We start from the raw sequence: 24,658 nt of genomic DNA, 5'->3' as shown, positions 1-24,658 counted from the left end.
CCATGAAAGACCCGGAAAAAGACCCGTCCCAGATGCGGCGCGGCTACACCACGGGCGCAAACGCAACGGCGGCGACGAAAGCCGCCTTGCTTGCGTTGATCACCCAAGAGCCTGTGCAGTCGGTCGAAATCCTGCTCCCCATCGGCGAGACGATCGCGTTCCAGATGGTCTGCTGCGGCGTTGAAACAGACCGCGCCGTCTGCGGCGTGATCAAGGACGCAGGCGACGATCCGGACGCCACGCATCTCGCGCTGATCCTCGCCGAAGTGTCTTGGGTTCAGGGTGAAAACTCCGGCGAAATCCACCTCGACGGCGGCATCGGCGTCGGGCGGGTGACCAAACCCGGCTTGCCCGTGCCCGTCGGTGAAGCGGCGATCAACCCGGTTCCGCGCCGCATGATCCGCAAAGTCGCCGCCGATCTGCTCAACGAGTACGGCATCACGCAGAACGTGCGCATCGTCATCTCCGTCCCCAAGGGCGTCGAGATCGCCAAAAAAACCCTCAACGAGCGACTCGGCATCGTCGGCGGCATCTCGATTCTCGGCACCAAGGGAATCGTCGTGCCGTTTTCGACGGCGGCGTACCAAGCGTCGGTCGTGCAAGCGATCAAAGTCGCGCGGGCGGGCGGGTGCGACCACCTCGTCCTCACCACGGGCGGCAGTTCGGAGAAGTATGCGATGAAACTCTACCCCGAGCTCCCACAGGAAGCGTTCATTCAGATGGGCGACTTCGTGGGGTTCTCGCTTCGTCACGCCAAACGGCAAGGGGCAAGCCAAGTTTCGCTGGTCGGGATGATGGGCAAGTTCTCAAAGATCGCCCAAGGCGTGATGATGGTGCACTCCAAGTCGGCACCGGTTGATTTCGGTTTTCTAGCGGAAGTCGCCGCGGACTGCGGCGCGCCGCCGGACCTGCTGGCGGAGATTCAGACCGCCAATACGGCCACCCAAGTCGGCGATCTGATGCAGGGTGCGGGGTTGGGGATTTTTTTTGAAAAACTGTGCGGGCACGCGTGCCGTCACAGTCTCGACGAAGTCGGCGGCGGCCTCCGGGTGGAGACGGTGCTGACGACAATGAAAGGCGATTTGTTGGGAAGGGGTGCCATTGATGAACGAAATTCATGTGATCGGGATCGGGGATGACGGCGCGGCCGGACTGTTCCCGGCCCAGCGGAAATTGGTGGAGGAAGCCGGGCTGGTGATGGGCGGGGCGCGGCATCTGGCGTTTTTCCCGAAGTTGACGGGGGAGACGTACACGATTTCCGGCAAGTTGACGGAGTTGGTCGAGCACTTGCAAGAAGCGCGAACGGGGACGAACTCCATCGTCGTGCTCGCCTCGGGTGATCCGATGTTTTACGGCATCGGCGCGTACTTGAGCAAGAAAGTGCCGGGCCTGATCATCCACCCGCACCTGTCTTCGATCCAACTCGCCTTCGCCCGCGCCGGTCTCGGCTGGCAAGACGCCCACATCGATTCCCTGCACGGAAAAAGCATCAAGGGTCTCGCCCAGCGCATCGACGGCAAGCCGAAAGTCGCGCTGCTCACCGACGATACCAACACGCCGTCGACGATTGCACGGTATTTGCAGCAGTACGGCATGGACGAGTACGAGATGATCGTCGCGGAGAACTTGGGCGGTGACGACGAGCGCGTGCGCAAGTTCCGGCACCTGCACGAAGTCGAGGGCGCGGAGTTCGCGCCGCTCAACGTCGTCCTCCTGCTGCACAAACCGGACGCCCACGTCCCGCGCTGGACGCTCGGCATCGACGACGAACACTTCGCGCAACGCAAGCCGGACAAGGGCTTGATCACGAAGCGCGAAGTCCGCGTGCTCTCGCTTTCCGAATTGAACCTGCGCCCGGACAGCACCGTCTGGGACATCGGCACGTGCACGGCATCGGTCGCCATCGAAGCGGCGAAACTCGCCCCGCTCGGCCGCGTCTTCGCCATTGAAAAAAACGAAGCCGACCTCGACAACGCCGAGCAAAACGCCCGCACCTTCCGCACCGACCTCCACTTCTACCACGGAAAAGCGCCGGAGTTCCTCGACGCGTGGGCCGATCCGGACGCGGTGTTCATCGGCGGAAGCGGCGGCGAGATGGGCGAGGTGCTGCGGATCGCGTCGGAGCGCCTGCGTCCCAACGGCCGCATCGTGCTCAACGCCGCAACGATCGAGACGCTGTACGACGCCACGCAGACGTTCACGAAATTGGGCATGACGTTCCGCGTGACGCTTCTGCAAACGTCGCGCAGCAAGCCGATCCTCAACATGACACGATTTGAAGGGTTGAACCCGATCTATATCATCACCGCTTGGAAGGAGGAAGTCGCATGACCGCAACCACTGTCAAACTGGGCACACTCTACGGCCTCGGCGTCGGCCCCGGCGACCCGGAATTGATCACCGTCAAAGCGTTTCGGATTCTCAAGGAAGCCGACGTGATCGCCTATCCGAAAAAACGCATGGGCAGCAAAAGCTACGCTCACCAAATCATGGAGACGTACATTCAACCGGGGGAGAAGGAACTGCTCGGCCTCGTCTTCCCGATGACCAAGGACGCCGACACTCTGCAAGCCTCTTGGGAGAAAACGGTCGCCACGATCTGGGAGCCGCTGTCCCAAGGCCGCGATGTCGCGTTCGTCACGGAGGGCGACCCGAACCTCTACTCGACGTGGATTCACATGGCGCGCACGATGAAATCGCTGCATCCGGACGTGGAGATCCACTCGGTGCCGGGCATCTCATCCGCGCTGGGTGCCGCCGCACGCCTTGGCTTGCATCTGGCAGACGGCGACGAGCATTTCGCGATCATTCCCGCGACGGACGACCGCGAGAGCATGAAGCAGGCTGTGGAGTCGCATGACACGGTCGTTTTTATCAAAGTCGCGAAGGTGATGGACCTGATGATCGACGTGCTGACGGAGTTGGGGCTGGATCGCAACGCGTCCGTCGTCACGAAAGTCACGTCGGGCGAAGAGCAAGTGTGGCTGGACATTCACGAGTTGAAAGGGCAGGAGCTGAACTATCTCAGCCTGTTGGTGGTGCGCAAATGAACTTGAAGCCGCAAGTCTACATCGTGGGTGCGGGCCCCGGCGATCCCGACCTGATCACCGTGAAGGGCCTCTCGATTTTGCAAAATGCCGACGTCGTGCTCTACACCGATTCGCTGGTCAACGACGAACTGATCGCCCGCGCCAAGCCGTCGGCGGAAGTGTTGAAATCGGCGGGCATGGACCTCGACGAGATGGTGGAGCTGATGATCGACCGCGTGCAGCAGGGCAAGAGCGTCGCCCGCGTGCACACCGGCGACCCGGCGATCTACGGCGCGATCATGGAGCAGATGGGCCTGTTGAAGCGGGCGGGCGTGGCGTATGAGATCGTGCCCGGCGTCTCGTCCGTTTTTGCTTCGGCGGCGGCGCTGCAAGCGGAACTGACGATTCCCGAACTCACGCAGACGCTGATCCTCACCCGCGCCGAAGGCCGCACTCCCGTCCCCGAACGGGAAAAACTGACCGATCTCGCCAAGCATCACTGCACCATCGCGCTCTATCTCAGCGCCACTTTGACCCGTAAAGTCATGGGCGAGCTGTTCGACGCGGGATGGACGCCCGATACCCCCGTTGCGGTCGTGCAACGCGCCACGTGGCCGGATCAAAAGATCGTCCGCACGACGCTTGGCGAACTCGACAACGCGATGCGCGAACACAACATCCGCTCGCACGCGATGATTCTGATGGGCTGGGCGCTCGATCCGACGCTGGTGGATCAAGACGGACACCGCTCCAAGCTGTATGACAAGGAATTCACGCACAAATTCCGCAAAGGGGTGCCGTCGAATGCCTAACCCCTATGCCATCGTCGCGATCACGAAGCACGGGGTGGAGAAAGCGCGTCACTTGCACGCGCACTTGCCCGGTTCGGACCTTTATTATATGAGGAAATTCGCGCAGGGCGATGAGGAAGAGCGGGGGATTCACCTGTTTGAAGGCTCAGTTCGACTGATTTTGCCGGACCTGTTTCAACGCTACACGGGAATCATCCAATTCATTTCGCTCGGGGCGGTCGTACGGATGATCGCTCCGATTTTGAAAGATAAAAAAACAGACCCCGGCGTTGTCGTCGTCGATGACCGCGCCCAGTTTGCGATCTCCGTTCTGTCGGGGCATCTGGGCGGGGCGAATGAACTGACGCGGGTGGTCGGGGAGTTGCTCGGAGCCGTTCCGGTGGTGACGACCGCGTCCGACGTGCAGCAGACGATTCCGGTCGACCTGTTCGGGCGGCAGTTCGGCTGGGAGATCGAAAGCTTCGAGCGCGCCACGCCCGTTTCGGCGGCGGTGGTGAACGAAGAGCCCGTCGTGATCGTGCAAGAGTCGGGCGAGCGGAATTGGTGGTCGTATGACAAACCGTTGCCCGGGCATTTCCGCGTGGTGTCCACGTGCGGCGAGGCGATGGAACTTCGTGAGCCGTGGCCATGGAACGCCGCGCTGGTCATCACGCATCGCGTGCTGGCTCCCGAGGAAGAGAGCGTGTTGCTCGCCAACGGCGTCCTCTACCGCCCGAAGAACATCGTGCTCGGGATCGGCTGCAACAGAGGCACTTCGCGGGAGGAGATCGAAGCGGTTGTTGCAGAGACTCTGGGAGAACTTGGTTTTTCGATCAAAAGCGTCCGCAACATCGCCTCCATCGACCTGAAGAAGGATGAAGTCGGGCTCCTCGACCTCTGTGCTCAGTATGGCTGGGGGTTTAAGACCTATGCGCCCGCCGAGCTCAACACCGTCGAACTGGCGAACCCGTCGGAAACGGTCTTTAAATACACCGGAGCCTACGGTGTCAGCGAACCCGCCGCGCTTTTGTCTTCAGGGGCCTCGCACTGGGTTTTGGAAAAAAAGAAATCGGGCAACGTCACGATCTCCGTCGCGCTGGTTCCGAATCAGCCTGAAACGGCTTCCCCTGTCCCCAGCGCACATTGAGCGATATCCAACCGCAAGGAGGCGTCATTTTTTCTATGAAGGAAACCATTCTTCACCAACGCCCCCGCCTCGTCATCGGCGGTACGGGAAGCGGCGTCGGCAAAACCACCGTCACGCTGGGCTTGATGGCGGCGTTCAAGCGTCGCGGCCTGCGCGTCCAAGGCTTCAAGTGCGGCCCGGACTACATCGACCCGACGTACCACACCTCCGTCACCGGCCGCCCCTCCCGCAATCTCGACACGTGGATGACGACGCCCGAAATCATGCGCGAAGTGTTCCTGCGCGGTTCCCGCGACGCCGACCTCTCGATCATCGAGGGCGTCATGGGCTACTACGACGGCAAAGACCCGCGCACCAACCAAGGCAGCACCGCCGAAATTTCGCTGTTGCTCCAAGCCCCGACGATTCTGCTCGTCAACATCGCCAGCATGGCACGTTCCGCCGCCGCGATCGTCAAGGGTTTCTGCACGCTGACAGACGATGCTCCGATTGCCGGCGTGATCGTAAACCAAGCGGGCAGCGCCGGGCACATCTCGCTCGTCCGAACAGCCGTCGAGCAGGAATGCAACGTCCCGCTCTTCGGCGGTTTCACGCGCACGGAGGGCATTCAAATTCCGGAGCGGCACCTCGGCTTGATTCCGGCGGTGGAGCGGGGCGAATTGGAGCCGCTTTTTCAGAAGTTGGCAGACTTGGTGGAGGAGCATCTCGACCTCGATCAAATCCTCGCCGTCGCGCAATCCGCACCGCCGCTTGCCGAACCGGAGACTCCGCTTCTGTTTTCAGATACTCCCGCACCCGCGCAGGTGAAAATCGCCGTCGCCCGCGACGCCGCGTTCAACTTCTACTACGCGGAGAACTTGGAGCTTTTGCAGCAGTCGGGTGCGGAACTTCAATTTTTCTCCCCGCTCGCCGGAGAGAAAATCCCCTCCGACGCCGACGCTCTGTACCTCGGCGGCGGCTTCCCGGAGGAATTTGCGCGCGAGCTGCAAGACCACACGGACGTCCGCTCCGACATGCACGCCCGCATTTCGGATGGACTTCCGACCCTTGCGGAGTGCGGCGGCTACATGTACCTCTGCAACACGATCACCGACCGCGCCGGAGACGCGTTCCAGATGGTCGGCTTGATCCCGTCGGACGTGAAGATGCAGGACCGCCTCGCCGCCCTCGGCTATCGGGAAGCGTCGGCGGCGACCCCGCACTTTTTATTGGAAGCGGGCGAACAAGTGCGCGGACACGAGTTCCACTACTCCACGTCGACGGAAGCCGCGCCGAAAGCGTACGTCACCAAAGGGTTGCGCGGTCAGAAGGAAGAGGGCTTCACCACTCCCAACCTCGTCGCGGGGTACACGCATCTCTACTTCCCGTCGAACCCGCAAGTCCCGCGCCGCTTCCTCTCCGCTGCCGCCGAATACCGTCGGAGGAGGGTCTGACATGGACCGCACGAAACGTCGCGGCATGACCCTCGTTTACACGGGCGACGGCAAAGGAAAAACCACCGCCGCCCTCGGCCTCTGCTTGCGCGCCGTCGGACGCGGGTACAAAGTGCTGATTCTGCAATTCATCAAAGGCCCCCAACGCACCTACGGGGAAAAAACCGCCCTCGCCCAACTCGGAGTCGACATGCGCCAGTTGGGCATCGGCTTCACATGGACGAAAACGCCCGAAGAACACCGCGCCGCCCTCGCCGACGCGTGGCGGATCGTGCAGCAGGAAGTCCGCTCCGGCGACTACGACGTCGTGGTGCTCGACGAGCTCAACAACGCGCTTTCGATCACCAAGTTTCCGATCGACGACGTGCTTCCGCTGAATGAAGTGCTTGACCTGATTCGCACGCGCCCGTCTTACACGCATCTCGTGATCACGGGGCGCAACGCGAAGCAAGAGGTGCTCGACCTCGCCGACTTGGTCACGGAGATGCAACCGGTGAAGCATTACTACGACGAAGGAATTCCCGCTGTATACGGTGTGGAGTTTTAAATGACGGTGCGCACTTGCAATGGTAGAATTTTCTGCATGACCATGCGAGGAGGATTTTTTTCATGAAGACGATGGAACGGCTCGCCGACAGTGAACGAGTAGACCTGATCGAACGATACGGACACGGCGGCGACATCTGGACAGCGGAACAGCGCTTGGGCGTGCCGCGCGCGGAGCTGTTGGACTTCAGCGCCAACATCAACCCGCTGGGGCCGCCGGAGTCGGTGTGGCAAGCGATCCGCGAGAACTTGTCGAGCATCACCGCGTACCCTGACGCGAAATCCCGCGAGCTAAAAACCGCACTGGCACGCCGCTACCGTCAACCTGTAGAGAAGATCAGCGTCGGCAACGGTGCCGCTGAAATCCTCTACGGCATCCTGCGGATGCTGCAACCGCAGACGGTCGGGGTGGTGCATCCCTGCTTTTCGGAATATGCAGAGGCGGCCGACGTGGCGGGAGCACAGTTGTACGGCGTGTATGCCCGCGAGGAAGACGATTTCCTCCCGTCGCGGGAGGCGTTGTTGGACGCGTGCGGGCGTGTCGACGTGATGATCGTCGGACACCCGAACAACCCGAACGGCAGACTGTTGCCGCTCGCGTGGTTGCGCGAGATGGCGGAGCGGTTGCGGGCGAGAGATCGTTTTTTGCTGGTGGACGAGGCGTTTTTGGACTTCTTGCCGGGAGCACAGACGCTGGCGGGAGAGTTGGAGCAACATCCGAACGTGGTGTTGCTGCGCTCGATGACGAAGTTTTTCTCGATTCCGGGTCTGCGGCTGGGGTTTGCGTTTGCCGCGCCGGAGTTGACGGCAAGCATCGAGCGCGAACTGCCGCCGTGGAGCGTGAATTCGCTGGCGCAGGCGGCGGGAATTGCCGGTGTGTTGGACTTGGCGTTTGAGGCGCGGACGGTCGAGTGGTTAAGCGAGGAACGTCCTTTTTTGACAGCAGAGTTGGAGCGGCTGCCGGGTGTGAAGACATACGGAGGCGAAGTCAACTTCGTGCTGTTTCGCTGTAAGACGCCGAACTTGCAAGAGGAAGTCGGACGACTGGGCGTGCTCATCCGCAACTGCGCCGCGTATCCGGGCTTAGGGCCTGGCTTCTATCGCGTGGCGGTGCGCGGACGAGAGGAGAATCTGCGTCTGTTGCGCGCTTTGCAACAGGCGATCGAGGAGGGAAGCCCCGCATGCCCTACACCCTGATCACCGGCGGCGTCCGCTCCGGTAAAAGCGCCTGGGCCGAGCGCGTCGCAGGTCTCTCCCGCCGCGTGCTCTATGTTGCAACGGGTCAAGTTTGGGACGAAGAGATGGAGCGGCGGATTGATGTGCATCGCGACAGACGCCCTGCACAATGGGGGCTGTTGGAAGTGCAAGCGGAGTTGGCGGAACCCTTGATGGAAGCGATGCAAGACGCAGGACAGCCTTGGGAAGGCGTTCTGATCGACGACCTCTCGACGTGGGTCTCCACGGTGTTGCTCCAACTGCCGGAAGAGGAGTGGCGTTCGGAGGGGACGAGAAATCGCCTATTTAATGAAGCTACGCAACTCGCCGCCCGCTTGCGGCAGAGTTCCGTCCCCGCCACCGTCGTCACCAACGAAACGGGGCTGGGCGGCGTTGCGCTGACCCCGCTCGGTCGCGCGTTCCAAGACTTGCTGGGCGTTGTCAACCAAATCTTCGCGGCACAGGCGGAGGACGTGTACTTGGTTGTGTCGGGACGACCATTGAAACTGCCGAACGTGGAAGAGACGTTTCTAGAGGAAAAAAGGAACGAACATCACCCGGAGAATGCGAGTCTCATAGAGGAGCAAAGCAACGAATGGTTTTCGGGGAGTGCGGAGCGGATGTCCCAAGGGACTCCAAATACGAAGGTATTTTCTTTCGAGGAGAGCTTTTCACAGATCGACCTTGCCTCACGAGGAGGCACGGACTTATGAGTTCTTTTTTCCACGCACTTGGTTTTTTAACGCGTCTGCCTGTGCCGCGCAACTTGAACCCCGACGCTTGGAGCAAGAGTCCGCCGTGGTATCCAGTGGTCGGCGTCCTTCTCGGCGCGTTGCTCGCACTCGTCGGGTACGCGCTCGAATTTCTCACCCCGCCCGCCGTGACTGCGATTTTGCTTTTGACCCTCTGGGTCTTCCTCACAGGCGGCCTGCATCTCGACGGGCTGATGGACACGGCGGACGGATTCGGCAGTTACCGCAGCAAGGAGCGCATCTTGGAGATCATGAAAGACTCCCGCGTCGGCGGCATGGGCGTGCTCGCCGCCATTTTGCTGCTCGGCACCAAGGCGGCGGCGCTTTTTTCCCTGCAAGGGTCGTCTCAAATCATCGCGCTGGCCGCCGCCCCCGTGCTTGGACGGATGGCGATGACCGCCGCGCTGTACGGGTTTCCCTACGCCCGCGAGGAAGGGCTGGCACAGAGTTTGCGCAAGGACGCGCGGGTTGAGGGATGGGTTGTTTTTTTCTTCTTCCTGCTGGTGTGTTTGTTTGTCGGAAGAGTCCTCGGAATCTTCACCCTCGTCCTGTCCGCCGTCGCCTGCACACTCCTCATCCGTTCGTCGCTCCGCAAAATCGGTGGGCTGACGGGCGACGTGTACGGCGCTCTCTGTGAAGTGACGGAAGCGGTCGTGCTGCTCTCCGTCGTGGTCGCGAGGAACCTCCAATGGATCTGATCTTCGTTCGACACGGCGAAACGGAAGGCAACGCCCGCCGTCTCTACATCGGGCGCACCGACCTTCCGCTGAATGACCGAGGACGGGAGCAAATCATCGCTTTGCGCGAAACCCTCGCGCCTCAACTCCGCTCCGTCACATCGGCAACGCACAGCCCCGCGGCACGCACGACGCAAACCGCGCAACTCCTCTTGCCAAGCGACGTCCCGTTGCAGCCCGACCCGCGCCTCGCCGAACTTCACTTCGGCGATTGGGAAGCCAAGTCGTACGCGGAACTCGAAGCCGCCTGCCGCGACCGCCTCTGGCGCTGGTACGACGACCCGTGGACGGTCGCCCCGCCGGGCGGCGAAACCTTGACGGAACTCGACGCACGGCTGACGGCGTGGCACGATTCTTTTTTCCAGACGAAAAAAACAACTCGGCTCGTCGTCTCCCACGGCGGCCCGATCCGATATTGGTATGCGAAGTACGTCTTGCAAGACCCCGCCCGATTCTCGGCTCTGCACCTCCCGCCCGGAGGTTTTCTGCATGTCCGCCGCACAGATGCGGGTTGGCAGCTCATGAAAGGAGATATCACAGCCCCATGACCCAACTTCGAGCTCTCATGATTCAAGGCACCTCGTCCGACGCGGGCAAATCGCTGCTCTGCACCGGACTGTGCCGCATCTTTCAGGAAGACGGCGTTCGCGTCGCTCCTTTCAAATCGCAAAACATGGCGCTCAACTCCTACATCACCCGCGACGGCGGCGAGATCGGGCGGGCGCAAGGCGTGCAGGCGGAAGCGTGCGGCGTGGAAGCGACGGTCGACATGAACCCGATTCTGCTCAAGCCCAAAGCGGAGATGAGCTCCGAAGTGATCGTGCACGGCAAGCACTTTGCGGACCTCGACGCCTATTCCTACCGCAACGAGTACGTGCCGCTGATGATCCCGAAAATCCAAGAGTCGATCGACCGCCTCGCACAGCAATACGACTTGCTCGTCGTCGAAGGCGCGGGCAGCCCCGCCGAAATCAACTTGAAGGATCGCGACATCGCCAACATGCGTATCGCCGACATGCTGGACTGTCCGGTGCTGTTGGTGGCGGACATCGAGCGCGGGGGCGTGTTTGCTTCCTTGGTCGGGACGCTGGAGCTGTTGGAGCCGCATGAAAGAGCCCGCGTGAAGGGCTTTCTGATCAACAAATTCCGCGGGCGCAAGGAACTGCTCGACTCCGGTTTGCAGTGGTTGGAGGAGCGCACCGGAATTCCCGTGCTCGGCGTGATTCCGCACTTTGACCACGGCATCGACCCGGAGGACTCGCTGGCGCTGGAAACCTTGCGTCTCAAAGCGCGCGACCGTGCGGACGCCGACCTCGACATCGCCGTGATCAAGCTCCCGCGCATCTCGAACTTCACCGACGTCGCCCCTTTGCAAGAGGAACCGGGCGTCAACGTCCGCTTCGTCTCGTCCGCCCGAGCGCTCGGAAAGCCGGACTTGATACTGCTTCCCGGCAGCAAGAACACCGTCGATGACCTGCTCTGGCTGCAACAGACAGGTCTCGCGGAAGCCATCCTCGCCCGCCAAGCGGCGGTCGTCGGCATCTGCGGCGGTTTTCAGATGTTGGGCGATGTGTTGCACGATCCCGACGGCGTGGAGTCGGTGCACCCGCAGGTTGCAGGTTTGGGTCTGCTGCCTCTGGAAACCACCTTCCTTGCTGAAAAAAAGACCGTTCGCAACCGCGGTCGTCTGCTTGCTGCTTCCTTTCAAGAGCACGAGGTGGAAGGGTATGAAATCCATCTCGGGCGAACGGAGCGGAGAGCGGGGAGTGCGTTTTTGCAATTTGAATCGGGGGAGGAAGACGGAGCGGTGTCGGCGGACGGGCGGGTGTTCGGCACGTACTTGCACGGGTTGTTCCAAAACCGCGCGTTCACCCGCGACTTCCTCAATTCCTTGCGCGTGCAAAAAGGGTTCGCCCCGCTCACGGGAGAGATCGAAACCGAATCGGAACGCCGGGAAAAAAGCTACGCAGCCCTCGCCGCGCATCTGCGCCGGCATGTGGACGTGGAGCGGATGTACCGGATCATCGGAGGAACAGCATGTCTTGGATTGAGCGAACGATAACGGAAGGCGTATTGATGTTGCGGGGCGACCGCCCGTTTCTGACGCTCAGTTCTTCGCTGCATGGCGGAGGGTTGGGGGAGAGGCGTTTTTTGCTGAACGTGCAGGTGCCGCACGGGTATCAGAGCGACGATCCGTGGCGGGATGTGCGGGAGCGGGTGGAGACCTTGGGCTTGCCGCCGGAAGAGACGGTCGCGATGATGACGGCGGCGGATGTGGAGCAAGTGGTGGAGAGTTTTGCAGGAGGCGAGGAGTTTGAGTTGCGGGTGTATGTGACGGCGGGGGTTGGCAATGCGGCACGCGCCGGAGTGAAGCGCAAGACGTATCCAGGCTATCGGGCGGGCACGATCAACATCATCGCGGTGTTCGATGCGCGTTTGACGGAAGCGGCGTTGGTGAACGCGCTGATCACGATCACGGAAGCCAAAACGGCCGTGTTGCAAGACCTCGGCATCACCGATACGCAAGGGCAGCCGGCAACCGGAACCACTACGGATTCGATCATCCTCGCCTCCACGCAAAACTCTGTTTACACGGGTCTCCACCAATACGCCGGCGTTGCGACAGAGCTTGGCAATTCGCTTGCGGTCTGCGTGTACGACGCGTTGAAAGCCTGCTTGTTGGAGGGGGGAGAGCCTGATGCGTGAGGCTGAAAAAAATCCCCTGCTCCAATGCGCCTCTGCAAATGACGGGGAGAGACACATGCGTAAAGGTAGGAAAAACCCGCTTCTCCGATACGTTGTCACTCATGACAATGCGGGTTTTCCTGAACGAGGTAGACTTTTTGCTCAGGGGGTTCTCGTATGATTGGAAGTGCGTTTTTCCCTGAATGGGGAGTCCCTTTTGTGAATGGATTCTTTTTTTCTCACGCGCTTTCGATCGCTCTGATCCTGCCGCTCGCGTACCTCGTCGACCTGTTCGTGGGCGACCCGCGATGGCTGCCGCATCCGGTGGTGATCATCGGCAAGTTTGTCACTCGGCTCGACCGCTTGCTGCGCCGCGCTTCCGACAGCAAACGCACGGCGCGTCTCAAGGGCTGTCTCTTTCCGCTCTTGATCGTCGGCGGCACTTATTTCGTCACGTACGAGCTGCTCCATCTCGCGTCCCTGCTCTCCAAGTGGCTTTCCTACGCTTTGGAAATCTGGCTCATCTCCACGACGATCGCCACCAAGGGACTCGCCCAAGCGGGACGCGGCGTGTACGAGGCATTGAAAGCCGGCGACTTGCCGCTGGCGAGACAACGCCTCTCCTGGATCGTCGGACGCGACACCGAACATCTCGACTGCGGCGAAATTTCGCGCGGCGGGATCGAGACGGTTGCGGAGAACATCGTGGACGCCGTGACGTCGCCGCTTTTCTTCGCTTGCCTCGGCGGGGCGCCGCTGGCGATGGCGTACCGCGCCGTCAACACGCTCGACTCGATGATCGGCTACAAAAACGAAAAATACCTGCATCTCGGCTGGGCCTCCGCCCGCCTCGACGATTTTGCCAATTGGGTTCCGGCCAGGCTGACCCTGCCGTTTCTCGTTGCCTCCTCTACTATATTGAAGTATAATGGTAGGAATACTTGGATTATTGCGTTGCGCGACTCCGCGAAGCATCCGAGCCCGAACAGCGGGATTGCGGAAGCGGCGGTCGCGGGGGCACTGAACATCCAATTGGGAGGAAACAATTCCTACGGAGGCGTTCCCTCGTTTCGCGCGCACATGGGCGATCGGGGAGTTGACACCGCGCCGCGGCATATCTTGCAGACGATCCGTCTGCTCTACCTCACGACCGCGCTGTACCTGCTCGCAATGACTGCGGCGCAGGCACTCCTTTGGTTTCTCGAAACGATGACTTGATGGATAGAAGGAGAGGAACTCTCATGGTAGGAAAAGTCTACTTGGTAGGCGCCGGGCCCGGTGACCCGAAACTGATCACCGTGCGCGGAGTGGAATGCATCCGAGAAGCAGACGTGATCGCCTACGACCGTTTGGCGAATCCGAAGCTGTTAGAATACGCAAGACCCGACGCAGAACTGCTCTACGTCGGCAAACTGCCCGACCGTCACTCCCTCCCGCAAGCGGAGATCAACGCTCTGCTCGTGCAGAAGGCGCTCGAAGGCAAGATCGTCACGCGCCTCAAGGGCGGCGATCCGTTCGTTTTCGGACGCGGGGGTGAGGAAGCGGCGGAACTGGCGGAGCACGGCATCCCGTTTGAAGTGGTGCCGGGCGTGACGGCGGGGATTGCCGCGCCTGCGTACGCGGGCATTCCGGTGACGCAGCGCAATGTCGCGTCTTCGTTTGCGGTGGTGGCGGGACACGAATGCCCGGGCAAGGAGCAATCGAGCATCCGCTGGGACAAAATCGCAACGGCTGTCGACACTCTTGCTTTTTACTTGGGGATCAAAAACCTGCCGCTGATCTGCGAGCAGTTGATCCGGCACGGGCGCGACGCCGAGACGCCGGTTGCGATCATCCACTGGGGCACGATGCCCGAACAGCGCACGGTGGTGGGGACGCTGTCCACCATCGTCGACATCGCCCGCGAACAGGAGATCGCGAATCCCTCGATCATTTTGGTCGGGGACGTTGTGAAAGTTCGGGAGAAGATTCAGTGGTTTGATTCGCTCTGAGTTGTGTACTTAGATCAAGCCCAACGCGGAATTGCGTTGGGCTTTTTTGTTTGGCGTGCATACACTGAAGAGAACATGTGAGGTGAACGCCCATGCAATTTACGATCATCCCCGATTCTCTCTACGGGGCTTCTGCGCGGGTCAACGGCAAGTGGCTGGGCATCGTGGAATCCCGCCCGGTCTCTTTCACCGTCCCGGACTCCGGCGAATTCTACCTGCTCGTGGAACTCTCCCCGCTGCAAGCCGACCCGTCCGGCGACGTGTTCGCCCTGCCGATCGCCCGCGTCTTGCACATCCGCGACGGTCAACTGCTGCCGCCCGACACTGAACCGGACGGCGTCCTGCATCTGCGCCGCGCACCGAAAACCATCGAACTCCACTTCCGCTACCCCAAACTCGACGCGCCGCACCGCAACTTGGAAACTCTGCCCCGCCCCGTGCAGATCGAATCGATCGACCTCGACAAAGACGCCCGCCTCGACGCCGTGGAAACGTACGCTACCAACCGCAGCGGTCACGTCCGCATCCGCTTGGCGGACGGACAACTTCTGTACGAGGATGTGTTTCCCGACCCCAAACTCCGCGTGGAACTCGCCGACATCAACCGGGACGGACGCCCGGATGTGCTGGTGTTTTGGACCGACCCGGAGGAACTCGACCCGCTGTCGGCACCGAAATTGATGCTGTGGGAATCGCCGGACGGGAGCCTTGATGTTTTTTCCGGATTCACGGGCGTCAAGCGCATCGGCGGCGGAGATGTGCTGATGGAGCGTACCCGCTCGTCCGACTACCTCTCCGTCACCGACCTGCTGCGCTACACCCGCCAACCGGGCGAGTCCGCGCAGTTCGTGCCCGTCCGCCGCGAAGAGCAATGCCTCCAACGAGCGCTCACCATCGAAGAGACCGCCGACGCCTACCTGACCGCACTCGAACTCCAAGACGAACTCGGCGCCGAACACTACCTCTCGCGCGGCACCAAACTCAAACTCGATCCCTTCTACGCGCACCACCTCGACACCGTCAAACACTCCGCTCTCCACGCCGTGCTCTACCACTGGATCTACCCCGACTACTACGACGATGAAAAAAAACTCCTCTTCGAATTTACCCACCAACCCGACAAGTGGAGCGAGTGGAAAATCACCCGCGCCGTCCCGCTTTGAAAAAGGGGAAAAAAGGAAAGCCTCCTCCGTTCGCGAAGTAGAAACACGAACGGGAAGGGGGCTTTTTTTCGCGATAGGTCGATGATGAACGAACGGGTGAAGCTCCGTGGTGTTTTCTTTGCGGCATTGGTGGCAAAAATGGGATTGTGTTATAATAAGCAGATATATAAAAAGAAAATCCCCCTTATGGAGGCGGTTTTTTCTATTCGGAGGTGTGGAGATGAGCATCACCCTGCAAGAAGTGGAACACATCGCTCACTTGTCCCGTTTGGCGCTTTCGGACGAGCAAAAAGCCAAGATGACGGAGACGCTCGGCAAGATTTTGAACTTTGCCAACGAACTGCAAGAACTCGACGTCGAGAACGTGGCACCGACCACGCATTCTCTGCCGCTGAAAAACGTGTTGCGTGACGATGAACCCCGCACCTGGTTGACGCAAGAAGAAGCGCTGTCTCACGCTCCGCAATCGGAAAACGGCCACTTCAAAGTCCCGGCCGTCATGGAGGGCTAAACATGTCGCTTCTCAACGATTCGATCCGCAACTTACATAAGAAGATTCAAGACCGTGAAATCAAACCGTCCGAGCTGGTCAGCGCATCTCTGGAGCGCATCTCGGCGACCGACGAGAAAGTCCGCGCCTACCTCTCCGTCCACGGCGAGGTTGCGATGGAGCGCGCAAAGCAGTTGGACGAGATTCCCGCCGACGCCGGGTTGCTTTACGGCATTCCGGGCGCGATCAAGGACAACTTGAACACCAAGGGATTGCCGACCACCTGCGGGTCGAAGATCTTGGAAACTTATACATCCGCGTATGACGCGACCGTCGTTTCCAAACTGAACGACGCGGGCGTTGTCTCGGTGGGCAAGACCAACATGGACGAATTTGCGATGGGCTCAACGGGTGAGAACTCCGGATTTTTCCCGACGCACAACCCGTGGGACCTCTCCCGCGTGCCGGGCGGTTCTTCGTCCGGTTCGGCGGCGACTGTCGCGGCGGGACAAGTCCTGTTTTCCTTAGGTTCCGACACCGGCGGCTCGATCCGTCAACCGGCGTCGTTTTGCGGCGTTGTCGGTCTGAAGCCGACGTACGGCCTCGTTTCCCGGTTCGGCCTCGTCGCCTATGCGTCCTCGTTCGACCAGATCGGGCCGTTTACGCAGACGGTCGAAGATAACGCGATCGTGCTGCAAGCGATCGCCGGGCACGACCCGCTCGACTCGACGTCCGCCAACCTCTCCGTGCCGGACTATCTTGCCGCGTTGACCGGCGACATCAAGGGTCTGCGCATCGGACTTCCTAAGGAATACTTCGGCGAAGGCATGGATGCGGGCGTTCGCGAACAGATCGAGAAAGCGATTCAAACCCTCGAAAGCCTCGGCGCTGTCGTGGGTGAAGTCACGCTGCCGCACACGAAGTACGCCGTGGCGACGTACTACTTGCTCGCGCCGGCGGAAGCGTCTTCGAACTTGGCGCGTTTTGACGGCGTGCGTTACGGTTTGCGCGTGGAAGGCGAAAACTTGATCGACATGTACAAGCGCACGCGTTCGGAAGGATTTGGCGAGGAAGTGCAGACGCGGATTATGCTGGGCACGTACGCGCTTTCGTCCGGCTATTACGACGCGTATTACCTGCGCGCCCAGAAAGTTCGCACCTTGATCAAGCAAGACTTTGACGCTGTGTTTGAAAACTATGACGTCATCCTCTCGCCGACGGCGCCGACTCCTGCGTTTGCGCTGGGGTCGAACGTTGGCGATCCGGTGACGATGTATTTGAACGACATCTACACCATCCCGGTCAACTTGGCGGGCGTTCCGGCGATTTCCGTACCGTGCGGCTTGACGAACGGGCTGCCGGTCGGCGTGCAGTTTATCGGCAAACATTTCGACGAATCGACGTTGTTGCGCGTGGCGCATGCGTTCGAGCAGGCGGCCGGTTTTTCCGCGCGCGCCAGTCTGTAAGGAGGAAACGACCTATGACGACCACCGTTTCGAAGTATGAAACCATCATCGGTTTGGAAGTCCACGTCGAGATGAACACCCGTTCCAAGATTTTTTGCGGGTGCTCGGCAGAATTCGGTGCGCCTCCGAACACGAACGTTTGCCCGATCTGCCTCGGTCATCCGGGCGTTCTGCCGGTGCTCAACCGCGAAGTGTTGGACAAAGCGATGAAAGCCTCGCTCGCTTTAAACTGCACGATCACCAAGGATTCGAAGTTCGACCGCAAAAACTACTTCTACCCGGACTCTCCGGACGCCTACCAGATTTCCCAGTACGACAAGCCGATCGGGCAGAACGGCTGGATCGAAATCGAAGTGGACGGCTACACCAAGCGCATCGGCATCAACCGCGTGCACATGGAGGAAGACGCCGGCAAATCTACGCATGCGGAGGACGGCTCTTCCACGCTGGTGGACTTGAACCGTGCGGGCGTGCCGCTGATCGAGATCGTCTCGGAGCCGGACATCCGCACGCCGAACGAAGCGAAAGCGTACTTGGAGAAGCTCAAAGCGATCATGCAATACTGCGAGATTTCCGACTGCAAGATGGAGGAAGGCTCTCTGCGCTGCGACGCCAACATCTCGCTGCGCCCGTGGGGACAGGAGAAGTTCGGCACCAAGCGCGAGTTGAAGAACATGAACTCGTTCAACAACGTCAAGAAAGCGCTGGAGTACGAACAAGCCGAGCAGGAGTCCATGATCGAATCGGGCGTTGCCATTGAGCAAGCGACCCTGCGCTGGGACGACGCGGCAAGCAAAACCCACGTCATGCGCACCAAGGAAGACGCGCACGACTACCGCTACTTCCCGGAGCCGGACCTCGTGGAACTGGAGATCGACGACGCGTGGATCGAATCGGTGCGCGCAACGATTCCGGAACTTCCGGCAGAGCGCAAAGCCCGCTACCAGCAGGAATTCGGCTTGCCGTCGCACGACGCGGACGTGTTGACGGCGTCGAAGCGGGTCGCGGACTTTTTTGAAGCGACCGTGCAGACCGGTGTGGAAGCGAAAAGCGCTTCGAACTGGATCATGGGCGACTTCCTCGGCTACTTGAACGCGAACGGCTTGGAGATTGAGGAAGTGCCGCTGCAACCGGGGCAACTCGGCGCGATGATCAAGATGATCGACGTCGGTGAGATCTCGACCAAGATCGCCAAGGAAGTTTTCAAAGAGATGTTGCAATCGGGCAAAGACCCGCAAGCGATCGTCAAGGAAAAAGGGCTGGTGCAGATCTCCGACGAGGGCGAACTGCTGAAAATCGTCGACGACGTGATCGCGAACAACCCGAAATCGGTGGAGGACTACAAAGCAGGCAAGGAAAAAGCGCTCGGCGCGCTGGTCGGCCAAGCAATGAAAGCCACCAAGGGCAAGGGCAACCCCGGCCTGCTCAACAAGCTTTTCCTCGATCGTCTGAACGCCTAACCGCATCACGAACGAAACCCCAAGTCTCGAACTTGGGGTTTTGTTACGGCAAGTCACAGGAGGTGTCGCACGGTGCGACCACGTGCACGATTAATCTACAACCCGTCGGCTGGGAAAGAAGCGCTGCTCCATTCTGTACCGCGAATCTTGGATTTTCTGGAACAGGGGGGGCTGGAAGTTTCGACGGCGATGACCCACGGAGCGAACGACGCGGTGAGAGCTGCTCGTCAAGCGTGTGAAGATCGTTTCGATTTGGTGATTGCTGCCGGCGGCGACGGTACGATCAACGAAGTGATCAACGGGTTGTCCCAGATGGAGTACCGCCCGACGCTCGGGGTTTTGCCGGGCGGCACCACCAACGACCTGGCGCGGGCGCTGCACTTGCCGCGCGATTTGAAGAGCGCGTGTGAGATCATCTTGCAAAACCATCGCGTGCCGCTCGATGTCGGGCGCGTGGGTGACGGGTTTTTCATCAACATCGCCGGGTGCGGGCGGTTGACGGAGATCACGTATGAAGTGCCGAGCAAGCTCAAGACGCACTTGGGGCAGTTGGCGTATTACGTGAAGGGCTTGGAGAAGCTGCCGTTTTTGAAGCCGATTCAGATCGCCATCGACTCGCCGGACTTTGCGTTTGAGGGCAAAGCGATGCTGTGCTTGATTGCGAACTCGAACTCGATCGGCGGGTTTGAGAAGTTGGCGCCGAACGCGAGTTTGCATGATGGCTTTTTTGACGTGATCATCGTGAAGCCGTGCAAGATTCCGGAGTTGGTGCGCTTGGCGACGCTGGCGTTGCGCGGCGAGCATTTGAATTCGGACCGCGTGATCTACTTCCATACGGATCGCTTGACCGTTTCGTCTGCGGAAGAGGTGGAGTTGAACTTGGACGGCGAATTCGGCGGGTTGTTGCCGCGCGAGTTCGAATGTCTGAAACACCACTTGAACGTGCTGGTGCCAAAGCCGGTCGAGGAGGTTTTGGCATGAGCGAGCAGCCGCGAACCCGGGCGGGGCGTTTTGTAGACGAGCCGTTGCCGGAGTTGTGTGACTGGGTGGCGCATCCGGAAGTTCCAAGTCCGGCGGGCGGGACGGTGATTGCCTGCTGCGGAGCGCTCGCGGCGTCGCTTGCCGAGTTGATCGCCCGCGTGGCGCGGAATCGTCTGGAACGGAAGGGGCAAACTGGTAGTGAGATAGTGGAAATTGAACAACTGCTCTCCGAAGCCGGTGCGTTGCGGGTGAAGTTGCTCGAATACGGCGAAGGAGATGTCTATGCGGCGGCCAAGATCATCCAAGGAGATCTGGCCGCTTGCGTGCGCAAGGACGTCGGCAGCCCCGCCAAGATCGCCGGCACGACCGTGAAACTGTTGCGGTTGCTGGACGGCTTGGGGCCGAAAGTGCCGAAGAGTGTGCACAGCGATTTGCGGGTGGTGACGTTTCTCGCGCATGCGGCGGTGTTTGGAATCTGCGAGATTGCGGAAGCGAACATTGTGCTTGCGGGAGGGGCGGACGACCTCTTGCAAGAGCGCATCGACCGCTGGCGAATGGAAGCGAACGATTACCGAGACAGAGTGCTCGCGCAAACATAAGGAGACCGACAGATGGCGAAACCGAAATTCCCCGTACCGATTGAAAAAAACAACTACTACGAGATCGACATCACCGGACTCGGCCACGAAGGGGAAGGCGTGGGCAAGGTGGAGGGCTTTACCGTGTTCGTCCCGCGCGCGTTGCCGGGCGAGCGGGTGAAAGCGAAGATTACGAAAGTGCAGAAGACGTACGGGTATGGGCGCTTGATCGAGACGCTGGTGGCGACGCCGGACCGTCAGGAGCCGCCGTGCCCGATCTACCATCGTTGCGGCGGGTGCCAGTTGCAGCATCTGTCGTATGAAGCGCAACTGCGGCATAAGCGGCAGACGGTTGTGGATGCCTTGACGCGGATCGGGAAGTTGGAGGGCGTTAAAGTGCACGAAACCCTCGGGATGGAAGAGCCGTGGTTGTACCGGAATAAAGCACAGGTGCCGCTTGGCGAGATTGACGGACGCTTGGCGGTTGGTTTTTATGCGCCGCGGACGCATGAGATTATTGAGATGCAGGGGTGTCCGATTCAGCATCCGTATAATGATGAGATCGTGCATACGACGAAGCAGATTTTGCAGGAGCTGGGGATCAAGCATTACGACGAGCAGACGCACACGGGGTTGGTGCGGCACATCATCGGGCGCGTCGGGTTCCATACCGGCGAGACGATGGTGGTGCTGGTGACGAACGGCCGCAAGATCCCGAAGGCGGAGTTGCTGGTGGAGAAGATCCGCGAGCGGATTCCGCATGTTGTGAGCATTATCCAAAACGTGAACACGCAGCAGACCAACGTGATTTTCGGCCGGGAGACGGTGACGCTGTGGGGGAACGATACGATTACGGATACGATTGGCGATATCAAGTTTGATATCTCGGCAAGGTCGTTCTTTCAAGTGAACCCGGTGCAGACGGAAGTGCTGTACGGGAAGACGCTGGAGTACGCGCAGTTGACCGGGACGGAGACGGTGATTGACGCGTATTGCGGGATCGGGACGATTTCGTTGTTCCTCGCGAAGAAGGCGAAGGATGTCTACGGCGTGGAAGTCGTGCCGGAAGCGATTGAGGACGCGAAGAAGAACGCGGCGTTGAATGGGTTGGAGAATGCCCACTTTGAGGTCGGTGGGGCAGAAGTTGTGATCCCGCGCTGGCACGAGGAAGGCGTTAAGGTCGACGTGATCGTGGTCGACCCGCCGCGCAAGGGCTGCGAGGAAGAGTTGCTCGCGACCATTGCGGAGATGAAGCCGGAGCGCGTGGTTTATGTGAGCTGCAATCCGAGTACGTTGGCAAGGGATTTGCGGTACTTGGAGGACCACGGGTTTAAGACCGTTGAGGTGCAGCCGGTGGATATGTTCCCGCATACGTTTCATGTGGAGTGTGTTTCGCTTCTCGTGAGAGATAGAATATCGGGATAAGAATGAAATCTGTGATAGAGAGCTCCTGTTAATTAAGGAGCTTTTTCTCTGTGGTTGGAGAGAACAAGATTTTGGTATTACGGTACCAAATGGTTTTAACATACTTTGTTATGATAGTATTTGTGTAGATGGGTTTGATAATTGTTTTTGATAGCGTTATATGAAAGTAGAAATCGATAGAGGTGTATGAGTTGGAAGGTAATAGTAAAAAAAAACCTGTTGCGATAGATCTATTTTCAGGAGTAGGAGGTATGACTTTAGGTTTCGAAATGGCTGGTTTTGATGTAAGACTAGCTGTAGAACATGATGATATCGCAGCAGAAGCCCATCGTTTGAATTTCCCACATTGTGATGTGATGGAGAACGATATCAAGGAAATATCTGGAAACGATATACTGAATCGCCTTGGATTAAATGTTGGGGATGTGGATGTTATCATTGGTGGTCCACCATGCCAGGGGTTTTCAAATGCAGGCCAACGTGCAATTGATGATCCACGAAATGAGTTGCTTTTGGAATACGCCAGAATCGTACTACAAGTGCAACCAAAGTATTTCGTTATGGAAAATGTAAGGGGATTGATGTCGTTTAATAACGGAGACACTCTAAGGAGTTTTATAGAAGAATTACAGGTGGAATATCAAATAACTGAACCATTACGAGTTTTAAAGGCATCTAAGTTTGGTGTACCTCAAAATAGAAAGAGGTTGTTTGTGTTAGGCGTTAGAAGGGATCTTAATCAAATGCTACCTTATCCAGAGGAAAGTCATATCGATCCTGACGATCTAAGATTTGAATATAATCACCAGTCAGAATCGCATTCTTCTATTGAAAAAAAAGATGGTAAAGAGTATTGCCCGACTGTAGCTGATGCCATAAGTGATTTACCAAATGTTGATGAATTCGAAGAATTGATTGCAGGAGATACCCTACCAATCTCTAATTATAGTAATATGTGTTCTAAATTTGCACTTATTATGCGTAGAGAAATAACTGACTCAACGGATTTTTCTACAGTTCGACCAACATGGGATCATAACATAATCACGAATTTGAAGAGAACCATGCATGATGAACGCATTGTGAAGGAGTTTGCTTCTCTTCTAGAAGGGCAGAACCATAGGAGTAGAAGGAAAAAACTGTTGTCACGAGGTTTGTCTCCTACTATTCGTGCTGGTACCAAGAGTGATAAAGGTTCTTATACTGCGTTAAGACCAATCCATTATAAGTTTCCTAGAGTTATTACAGTACGTGAGGCTGCACGGCTAATGAGTTTTCCGGATTGGATGATCTTCCATGAGACAAAATGGCATGGTTTTAGATTGGTTGGAAACGCTGTTCCTCCTCTTCTTGCTAAAGCTGTAGCAAACGAAATAATCGAGTTGTTGAAAAGGGGATAAAGGATGAAAGCACATACCTATTTACTTCCAGTTAGCGCAAAACTATTCTGGACCATGGGCAAACAAAACTTGAGCATTGCCCGTGCAGTAGCCGAATTTGTGGATAATTCGATAGATGCAAGAGTTGAAGGATTTACTGAGGTCCGTGTATATCTTGAAGAAGATCGAATTGTTGTTGAGGATAACTCAAGTGGAATGAGTATTGAAGAATTGGTGAAGGCACTTACTCCTGCACAAGGGACAAGTAAAGACAAGAGCCATGTGGGGGGATATGGGTTTGGGTTAAAAACTGCATCTGCAGTACTTGGAAATAGAGTCGAAATAGTGACGGCCAGAGAAGATTCTTATATAGCGTATAACGCAATATTGGAAAACCCATTTACACAATCAAATAAATTAGTAGCGGTTGCGGAAACAGAAGCAAATAACGAATGGGGCATAGTTATTAGAGAGGAAAGTAAAAGTGATCTAAAAAATGGAACAAGATTAGTTATTTCTGATCTTAATATCCCTATTGATGATGTCGAAAGAAACGAGGTGTTCGAACACTTCGCAAAGACATTCGGTAATTTTATTTTGAACAAACAATTAGAATTGTATGTTGACGATGAGCTAATCGAGCCATTTGAGTTTGATCGTATATGGCACAAGGATTTCGAGATTACAGTTAGAAATAAATACGGTGATGATTGCAAAGCCAATGGGTGGGTAGGAATTACACGAGTCAGTTCTAATGCGACAACATCGAAAACCAAGAATGGTTTCCACCTATATATAAATGGTCGCCTGGTTAAATATGGGGTGTGGTATGGTGTGGAATATCACAATGAAATGCGGTTACTCACTGGCGAAATCTATCTGGAAAACTTCGAGCCGAATTTAACTAAAACGGAAGTTATGGAAAAAACACATGAATGGAAATCATTCTTGGATGAATTTTCAAAATGGTTTAAAGAAAATAGAATTAGGTACCATGCAAATATGGAAACAAAGGAGCTTACAAGAAAGAAAAAAGAGGCGCTTGCAATAGAAAAGGAACTAAAGGCAGCTAAAGAACCAAGTAAGAGAGTTAAAAGCAAAAAAATATCATTGGAAGTACCGGTTGAGGGCAATAATTCGAAAAATAACAACATTGCAAGAAGTATTTTGGCCAGTGTAATCGCTACTCCTGATGAAACTGATGGTGTAAAAGTTAATGGAGACCTCGGTTCAGCAAGAGACCCGATTCTAAATAACATAGCTTCAATGGAAAACACGACGAGCGAAAACACGACGAGCGAAAACACGACAAGCGAAAACGCGATGAGCGAAAACACGACAAGCGAAAACACGACAAGCGAAAACACGACAAGCGAAAACACGACAAGCG

Annotated in this window: 24 protein-coding genes; all 24 read left to right on the top strand. The window is 57.8% G+C overall.

All coding sequences use genetic code 11. The annotated features are described in order from the left end of the window. Positions 1-2 precede the first annotated feature (2 nt). On the top strand, positions 3-1,139 hold the full coding sequence (locus EL26_RS17435) for a cobalt-precorrin-5B (C(1))-methyltransferase (protein WP_038091827.1): 1,137 nt from the start codon (positions 3-5) through the stop codon (positions 1,137-1,139). Continuing rightward, on the top strand, positions 1,102-2,331 hold the full coding sequence (gene cbiE, locus EL26_RS17430; RefSeq protein ID WP_173424627.1) for a precorrin-6y C5,15-methyltransferase (decarboxylating) subunit CbiE: 1,230 nt from the start codon (positions 1,102-1,104) through the stop codon (positions 2,329-2,331). Before EL26_RS17435 ends, cbiE begins: the two co-directional genes overlap by 38 nt. Continuing rightward, complete coding sequence (gene cobI / locus EL26_RS17425) at positions 2,328-3,050, top strand: precorrin-2 C(20)-methyltransferase (protein ID WP_038091822.1); 723 nt, start codon at positions 2,328-2,330, stop codon at positions 3,048-3,050. Before cbiE ends, cobI begins: the two co-directional genes overlap by 4 nt. Next, positions 3,047-3,841, top strand: a complete 795-nt coding sequence (cobM, locus tag EL26_RS17420; protein ID WP_038091820.1) for a precorrin-4 C(11)-methyltransferase — start codon at positions 3,047-3,049, stop codon at positions 3,839-3,841. The genes cobI and cobM overlap by 4 nt, the downstream gene beginning before the upstream one ends. After that, entirely contained in the window at positions 3,834-4,967 is a 1,134-nt protein-coding gene (locus EL26_RS17415) for a cobalt-precorrin 5A hydrolase (protein ID WP_038091818.1), read from the top strand. The genes cobM and EL26_RS17415 overlap by 8 nt, the downstream gene beginning before the upstream one ends. Positions 4,968-5,002: 35 nt before the next feature. Further along, a complete protein-coding gene (locus EL26_RS17410; RefSeq protein ID WP_038091817.1) occupies positions 5,003-6,400 on the top strand; it encodes a cobyrinic acid a,c-diamide synthase CobB in 1,398 nt (465 codons plus the stop codon). 1 nt (position 6,401) lies between these two features. Beyond that, positions 6,402-6,947 carry a cob(I)yrinic acid a,c-diamide adenosyltransferase gene (cobO, locus tag EL26_RS17405; protein ID WP_038091815.1) on the top strand — a complete coding sequence of 182 codons (546 nt, stop codon included), beginning with the start codon at positions 6,402-6,404 and terminating at the stop codon, positions 6,945-6,947. 62 nt (positions 6,948-7,009) lie between these two features. Further along, the gene (cobD, locus tag EL26_RS17400) at positions 7,010-8,143 is read left to right on the top strand and encodes a threonine-phosphate decarboxylase CobD (protein WP_052036526.1); all 1,134 of its coding nucleotides are present in this window, start codon (positions 7,010-7,012) and stop codon (positions 8,141-8,143) included. Further along, positions 8,128-8,874 (top strand): bifunctional adenosylcobinamide kinase/adenosylcobinamide-phosphate guanylyltransferase, encoded by a 747-nt coding sequence (locus EL26_RS17395; RefSeq protein WP_081857300.1) that lies wholly within the window; start codon positions 8,128-8,130, stop codon positions 8,872-8,874. The genes cobD and EL26_RS17395 overlap by 16 nt, the downstream gene beginning before the upstream one ends. Beyond that, positions 8,871-9,611 carry an adenosylcobinamide-GDP ribazoletransferase gene (gene cobS / locus EL26_RS17390; RefSeq protein WP_038091813.1) on the top strand — a complete coding sequence of 247 codons (741 nt, stop codon included), beginning with the start codon at positions 8,871-8,873 and terminating at the stop codon, positions 9,609-9,611. The genes EL26_RS17395 and cobS overlap by 4 nt, the downstream gene beginning before the upstream one ends. Next, complete coding sequence (locus EL26_RS24045; RefSeq protein ID WP_052036525.1) at positions 9,602-10,198, top strand: histidine phosphatase family protein; 597 nt, start codon at positions 9,602-9,604, stop codon at positions 10,196-10,198. The genes cobS and EL26_RS24045 overlap by 10 nt, the downstream gene beginning before the upstream one ends. Next, positions 10,195-11,712: a cobyric acid synthase gene (locus tag EL26_RS17380; protein WP_052036524.1), complete on the top strand. Its 1,518-nt coding sequence runs from the start codon at positions 10,195-10,197 to the stop codon at positions 11,710-11,712. The genes EL26_RS24045 and EL26_RS17380 overlap by 4 nt, the downstream gene beginning before the upstream one ends. Next, on the top strand, positions 11,688-12,356 hold the full coding sequence (locus EL26_RS17375; RefSeq protein WP_081857298.1) for an adenosylcobinamide amidohydrolase: 669 nt from the start codon (positions 11,688-11,690) through the stop codon (positions 12,354-12,356). Before EL26_RS17380 ends, EL26_RS17375 begins: the two co-directional genes overlap by 25 nt. Positions 12,357-12,554: 198 nt before the next feature. Next, the gene (gene cbiB, locus EL26_RS17370) at positions 12,555-13,553 is read left to right on the top strand and encodes an adenosylcobinamide-phosphate synthase CbiB (protein ID WP_238546142.1); all 999 of its coding nucleotides are present in this window, start codon (positions 12,555-12,557) and stop codon (positions 13,551-13,553) included. A gap of 23 nt (positions 13,554-13,576) precedes the next feature. Further along, a complete protein-coding gene (cobA, locus tag EL26_RS17365) occupies positions 13,577-14,326 on the top strand; it encodes a uroporphyrinogen-III C-methyltransferase (protein ID WP_038091811.1) in 750 nt (249 codons plus the stop codon). A gap of 92 nt (positions 14,327-14,418) precedes the next feature. Then, complete coding sequence (locus tag EL26_RS17360; protein ID WP_038091809.1) at positions 14,419-15,489, top strand: FG-GAP repeat domain-containing protein; 1,071 nt, start codon at positions 14,419-14,421, stop codon at positions 15,487-15,489. A 220-nt stretch (positions 15,490-15,709) separates the two neighbouring features. Then, positions 15,710-16,000 (top strand): Asp-tRNA(Asn)/Glu-tRNA(Gln) amidotransferase subunit GatC, encoded by a 291-nt coding sequence (gene gatC / locus EL26_RS17355; RefSeq protein WP_038091805.1) that lies wholly within the window; start codon positions 15,710-15,712, stop codon positions 15,998-16,000. Positions 16,001-16,002: 2 nt separating this feature from the next. Beyond that, complete coding sequence (gene gatA, locus EL26_RS17350) at positions 16,003-17,445, top strand: Asp-tRNA(Asn)/Glu-tRNA(Gln) amidotransferase subunit GatA (protein WP_038091802.1); 1,443 nt, start codon at positions 16,003-16,005, stop codon at positions 17,443-17,445. Between the two features lie 14 nt (positions 17,446-17,459). Next, complete coding sequence (gene gatB / locus EL26_RS17345) at positions 17,460-18,905, top strand: Asp-tRNA(Asn)/Glu-tRNA(Gln) amidotransferase subunit GatB (protein ID WP_038091799.1); 1,446 nt, start codon at positions 17,460-17,462, stop codon at positions 18,903-18,905. Positions 18,906-18,977: 72 nt separating this feature from the next. Next, positions 18,978-19,886 (top strand): diacylglycerol kinase, encoded by a 909-nt coding sequence (locus EL26_RS17340; protein ID WP_038091796.1) that lies wholly within the window; start codon positions 18,978-18,980, stop codon positions 19,884-19,886. Further along, the gene (locus EL26_RS17335; protein WP_038091793.1) at positions 19,883-20,485 is read left to right on the top strand and encodes a cyclodeaminase/cyclohydrolase family protein; all 603 of its coding nucleotides are present in this window, start codon (positions 19,883-19,885) and stop codon (positions 20,483-20,485) included. Before EL26_RS17340 ends, EL26_RS17335 begins: the two co-directional genes overlap by 4 nt. Positions 20,486-20,497: 12 nt before the next feature. After that, on the top strand, positions 20,498-21,889 hold the full coding sequence (gene rlmD, locus EL26_RS17330; RefSeq protein ID WP_038091792.1) for a 23S rRNA (uracil(1939)-C(5))-methyltransferase RlmD: 1,392 nt from the start codon (positions 20,498-20,500) through the stop codon (positions 21,887-21,889). A gap of 191 nt (positions 21,890-22,080) precedes the next feature. Then, positions 22,081-23,289: a DNA cytosine methyltransferase gene (locus EL26_RS17325; protein ID WP_152559306.1), complete on the top strand. Its 1,209-nt coding sequence runs from the start codon at positions 22,081-22,083 to the stop codon at positions 23,287-23,289. A 3-nt stretch (positions 23,290-23,292) separates the two neighbouring features. Then, the coding region (locus EL26_RS24040) for an ATP-binding protein (RefSeq protein ID WP_173424626.1) at positions 23,293-24,658 on the top strand (1,366 nt) is incomplete at its 3' end.

Origin of the sequence: Tumebacillus flagellatus (genome assembly GCF_000714935.1) — a bacterium.
GTDB lineage: Bacteria > Bacillota > Bacilli > Tumebacillales > Tumebacillaceae > Tumebacillus > Tumebacillus flagellatus.
The sequence above is the reverse complement of the archived record's forward strand: the minus strand, read 5'-3'. Positions and strand labels throughout refer to the sequence as shown.

Bases quoted from the DNA above. Each gene is read 5' to 3' on its own strand.
- EL26_RS17435 (WP_038091827.1), top strand. From the start codon at position 3: ATGAAAGACCCGGAAAAAGACCCGTCCCAGATGCGGCGCGGCTACACC.
- cobI (WP_038091822.1), top strand. From the start codon at position 2,328: ATGACCGCAACCACTGTCAAACTGGGCACACTCTACGGCCTCGGCGTC.
- cobM (WP_038091820.1), top strand. From the start codon at position 3,047: ATGAACTTGAAGCCGCAAGTCTACATCGTGGGTGCGGGCCCCGGCGAT.
- EL26_RS17415 (WP_038091818.1), top strand. From the start codon at position 3,834: ATGCCTAACCCCTATGCCATCGTCGCGATCACGAAGCACGGGGTGGAG.
- EL26_RS17410 (WP_038091817.1), top strand. From the start codon at position 5,003: ATGAAGGAAACCATTCTTCACCAACGCCCCCGCCTCGTCATCGGCGGT.
- cobO (WP_038091815.1), top strand. From the start codon at position 6,402: ATGGACCGCACGAAACGTCGCGGCATGACCCTCGTTTACACGGGCGAC.
- cobD (WP_052036526.1), top strand. From the start codon at position 7,010: ATGAAGACGATGGAACGGCTCGCCGACAGTGAACGAGTAGACCTGATC.
- EL26_RS17395 (WP_081857300.1), top strand. From the start codon at position 8,128: ATGCCCTACACCCTGATCACCGGCGGCGTCCGCTCCGGTAAAAGCGCC.
- cobS (WP_038091813.1), top strand. From the start codon at position 8,871: ATGAGTTCTTTTTTCCACGCACTTGGTTTTTTAACGCGTCTGCCTGTG.
- EL26_RS24045 (WP_052036525.1), top strand. From the start codon at position 9,602: ATGGATCTGATCTTCGTTCGACACGGCGAAACGGAAGGCAACGCCCGC.
- EL26_RS17380 (WP_052036524.1), top strand. From the start codon at position 10,195: ATGACCCAACTTCGAGCTCTCATGATTCAAGGCACCTCGTCCGACGCG.
- EL26_RS17375 (WP_081857298.1), top strand. From the start codon at position 11,688: ATGTCTTGGATTGAGCGAACGATAACGGAAGGCGTATTGATGTTGCGG.
- cobA (WP_038091811.1), top strand. From the start codon at position 13,577: ATGGTAGGAAAAGTCTACTTGGTAGGCGCCGGGCCCGGTGACCCGAAA.
- EL26_RS17360 (WP_038091809.1), top strand. From the start codon at position 14,419: ATGCAATTTACGATCATCCCCGATTCTCTCTACGGGGCTTCTGCGCGG.
- gatC (WP_038091805.1), top strand. From the start codon at position 15,710: ATGAGCATCACCCTGCAAGAAGTGGAACACATCGCTCACTTGTCCCGT.
- gatA (WP_038091802.1), top strand. From the start codon at position 16,003: ATGTCGCTTCTCAACGATTCGATCCGCAACTTACATAAGAAGATTCAA.
- gatB (WP_038091799.1), top strand. From the start codon at position 17,460: ATGACGACCACCGTTTCGAAGTATGAAACCATCATCGGTTTGGAAGTC.
- EL26_RS17335 (WP_038091793.1), top strand. From the start codon at position 19,883: ATGAGCGAGCAGCCGCGAACCCGGGCGGGGCGTTTTGTAGACGAGCCG.
- rlmD (WP_038091792.1), top strand. From the start codon at position 20,498: ATGGCGAAACCGAAATTCCCCGTACCGATTGAAAAAAACAACTACTAC.